This window comes from Methylobacterium sp. J-092 (assembly GCF_022829325.1).
In the GTDB taxonomy this organism is placed as follows: domain Bacteria; phylum Pseudomonadota; class Alphaproteobacteria; order Rhizobiales; family Beijerinckiaceae; genus Methylobacterium.
On the sequence record NZ_JAKSXU010000208.1, the window covers coordinates 1 to 3,323 of the forward strand.

6 protein-coding genes are annotated in these 3,323 nt (G+C 62.0%); 4 read left to right on the forward strand and 2 right to left on the reverse strand.

Annotated features, from left to right (window positions below; genetic code table 11):
- Window positions 1-297 precede the first annotated feature (297 nt).
- The 3 genes from MKK60_RS26455 (at window position 298) to MKK60_RS26465 (ending at window position 2,100) form a co-directional block, all read left to right on the forward strand.
- A complete protein-coding gene (locus tag MKK60_RS26455) occupies window positions 298-768 on the forward strand; it encodes a DUF3597 domain-containing protein (protein WP_243989093.1) in 471 nt (156 codons plus the stop codon).
- Between the two features lie 223 nt (window positions 769-991).
- Window positions 992-1,228, forward strand: a complete 237-nt coding sequence (locus MKK60_RS26460) for a hypothetical protein (RefSeq protein WP_243989094.1) — start codon at window positions 992-994, stop codon at window positions 1,226-1,228.
- A gap of 683 nt (window positions 1,229-1,911) precedes the next feature.
- Window positions 1,912-2,100: a hypothetical protein gene (locus tag MKK60_RS26465; RefSeq protein WP_243989095.1), complete on the forward strand. Its 189-nt coding sequence runs from the start codon at window positions 1,912-1,914 to the stop codon at window positions 2,098-2,100.
- Window positions 2,101-2,159: 59 nt separating this feature from the next.
- Here MKK60_RS26465 and MKK60_RS26470 read toward each other — a convergent pair whose 3' ends face one another.
- Both MKK60_RS26470 and MKK60_RS26475 read right to left on the reverse strand, forming a co-directional pair.
- Window positions 2,160-2,342 (reverse strand): hypothetical protein, encoded by a 183-nt coding sequence (locus MKK60_RS26470; protein ID WP_243948637.1) that lies wholly within the window; start codon window positions 2,340-2,342, stop codon window positions 2,160-2,162.
- A 64-nt stretch (window positions 2,343-2,406) separates the two neighbouring features.
- Complete coding sequence (locus tag MKK60_RS26475; RefSeq protein WP_187274943.1) at window positions 2,407-2,571, reverse strand: hypothetical protein; 165 nt, start codon at window positions 2,569-2,571, stop codon at window positions 2,407-2,409.
- Window positions 2,572-3,053: 482 nt separating this feature from the next.
- Between MKK60_RS26475 and MKK60_RS26480 the strand changes: the two genes are divergently transcribed.
- Window positions 3,054-3,323: hypothetical protein (locus MKK60_RS26480; RefSeq protein ID WP_243989096.1), on the forward strand; the 270-nt coding region annotated here is incomplete at its 3' end.

Genomic DNA, 3,323 nt, shown 5'->3' on the forward strand with positions numbered 1-3,323 from the left:
CCCGGTGAAAACGAGCCCTTCAAGGAGATCGACCGCCTTCGCGAGGCCGAGCCCGTCCTAGTTTGCGAACGTCTCGGAGGATGGTCCGGCATTGTCTACGGCTCTGATCTGCTTGGCTGCCGTACCACCGCCGTTCTCCCGGTAAGCCGGGAATACACCGGCCCCTGTCAGCGGGGATGGGTCCCGTCACGCTTCGTTAGCACTGGTACGCCCTGAAGATCGATCGGAACGCTGCCGATCACCTCGCCGTTACCGAGCGCTTTGATCCCATGCTGGGCTCACTCGATGGAGGATGGAATGAGCATTTTCGGTTCGATCATGTCGAAGATCTTCGGTGGCAGCGCGAGTGCGCAGGCTGCAGAACCTCATGCTTCTGAAGCCCCAAACGTATCGGCGGCTTCGACCGGCGCTAGCGGCGCCGGATCTTCCACTAGCAGCGCGTCAGCTCCTGCGATGGCTGGTGCGCCCTCACCGGTCGCTGCAGGTTCGTCGAGCAGCCCTCAGACGAGCGTCGACGTCGGCCAGGTGCTGAGCGATATGGCGGCCAAAAAGGGTGAGACCCTCAACTACAAGCAGTCGATCGTGGATTTGATGAAGCTGCTCGACCTCGACAGCAGCCTGACCGCCCGCAAGCAGCTCGCTGACGAGCTGCACTACACCGGCGACAAGGACGACTTGGCCACGATGAACGTCTCGCTGAACAAGCAGGTGGTCCAGAAGTTCGCGGAGAACGGCGGGAAGGTGCCGGCCGACTTCCAGCACGCCTGATCCCCGCGTTTCGGCTTAGCCTTTCGCAACCAGGTCCGATGTGAGGTACGTGCGAGGTCGACCCGGCATCGGAACCGGAGGGCACGCTGTAGGCGGATCAACGGGTCTGTAGGAGGCGGCCCTGCCGTGGGGTGGGAAAGCAGGGCCGCCGCAGCGGATCGGGGGCGATCAGCTGGCCGCGTATGCAGCGTAGCTCAGCATGTGCCGAACAAGTTGCCGAAGGATGACCGACGAGACGGCGGCGCTGATCCTGGCGCTTGCGACCGAGAACGCTGAGCTGCGCGCGGCTCTGGCCGAGGCGCAGGAACTTCTTGTCGAGACCGCCGTGGATGCCGGCGAGATGCACGCGCGCGTCGAGGAATTGCAGGCCGAGTTGACCAAAATGCTTGTCGAGCGCTCCTGTGCGCTCCTGCAGGACGGCGGGAAAAATGCCGTTTGGATCAACCTCACAGGATCGTGAGATTTCAAGTTTGGAGCGAAACTTTCTCCCATTTTGATCCGTACCCGCACCACGGCCCAACGGCTTAGCTTATGCGGTTGTCCCGGGTATCTCCTCGGGCTTGTTAGATATCGGCACTCTATGTCCCTCAATCACCAACCTGGACACCCATCGCGCCGTCCGCGCCCATCCTTGGTTGTCGCCATGTGCCTCCTGCCGGTCCTACTCTGGATCGCCATCTACCTGGTCTGTGGCAGGGTCGTCTGGTTCTGACGCCATTCCCTCCGATCCGCGCGGCTAGCTCCTCGGGCGAAGGTACTGCGCGAGAAGAAACCCGCCTTGCAGAGCGCTCAGATGAGCAAAGGGGATCAGGAACTCCAGCCAGCCGAGTTTCCATTGGATGACGCAGGCTGCGATGTACGCGGCAACGACGCACCCCGAGGCGAACAGGATTACCCATAGACGATAGTAGCACCCTGCTGCGATCCCAGCAGCGAACAGAAACGCAGATGTGATCATTCCTTCCCAATCACATTCCCAGCGTTTCAAGCTTCTTAACATAATCTCTAGGAATCATTCGGTCGATGACGCGGCAGACCCTGTGCGGATCTGTCTCGGCGAATGCAGCTAAGGTGTGCCGTCACCCGGCGCGCCCTTCCCGTTTTCGGCGTGGGATACCAGCGGTACCGCGAAGGCAGACAACAATGCGCAACCGCGGTCAGCCCGATAAAATCCGCGACGCGTTTATCGTGGCTGGAGGCGCCATCATTGGCGCAGCCATGGTGGTCGAGATCCAGTTCCTAATGCCGCAGAACCCTCTGGCTGCCACGTTTATCGTGATTGGCGCTGCCCTGATGGCGACCCCTGCTACGCTGCACTTCTCGCGTTGGTGACCCGTACCTCTGACCCGCTGAGGCCTGACAACAGCACCCGGCGGGTACCCTGCCGAAGGCTATCGCCGCTGCTTGTCCGCTTCCTCACCGGCGACCGCTTCCACCGCTGCGATAGCGTTCTCCAACTCCGCAATCCGCTTCAGCGTGCTGTCCGCCGGCATCGTGTCGTACTGAGCAGCTTCCATGATGAGGTCGCGCTGGCGAGCTTTGAGGCGGTCCAGGAGGGCTTCGAGCTTGTCCATGGCGCCCTCTAGCGAGAGCATTCGGCCTCTACAACCGCTATAGGAACCGTCGAGGCTGAAAGAGCTAGCTCGGCTGCTCTTCGGTCTCTTCGATCGCCGCCTCGTCGTCCATCTGCGGTGCCGGCGCGGGGCTCGGCGGTGGATCGCCCTCAGGCTCCTGCGGTGCGGGCGATGGGTCTCCGATCGGCGCCGGATCGTCGCCGGGCTGCGGGGTGTCAGCGTCGATCATCGTCTCGCTCCTATGGCGTTTCCCGGGAAGCTAAGTCGTGGTGCCCCGGCACGTTCCAGGTGATCGCCGGACTGGTGATCGTGCTCAGTCAACACCGTAAGCTTGATGCATCATGGGAGGCGTCGCGCCCTTTCCGCCTGGGGCCGGTCGATCTGAACTACCCGGCCGCGACGGCACAGTTAGCGACAACCAATGGGTGTAGTCGTTCCACGACCATCCCCGATCATCCTCTGGGTGAACTCGCTCGCCGCGGATGTCGGCGCGGATGATATGCATTTCGAACTTCGCAGCTACACCTTGTCCGATCCATAGGCCCGCGACGAACCGCTGACCGTCCCGCGGTGCAGTCTTCATACCCTGCCAGATCACGATTTTCCCCGGTTTGCCTTGGTTCGACGGACCAACGAGTTATTGAAGGCGAAGGTCCGCCACGTTTCCGGCAGCAATCTCGACATGCGCACTCAAGCGGCTATTCTACTCGAATGCGTTATGTCCTCGCCGCCTTCGCCACGATCCTGACGGCCGGCGTTTGCACGGCCGCGCCAACCGACGACGGGCAGCGAGCCGATAAGATCGACGGGCTGGTGCGCATCGTCGGCGCACAGGCTGGCATCGTCCTTCACTGCCGGCAGTTCTATGCGATCGACGACAAGGTGTCGGACGGCTTGTCTCGCACCGTGCGGCTTACCCTCGATCAAAGCCTTGGCCCAAAGCAGGCGCAGACCGCCGTGGATGATGAAGGCAAGCGTCTA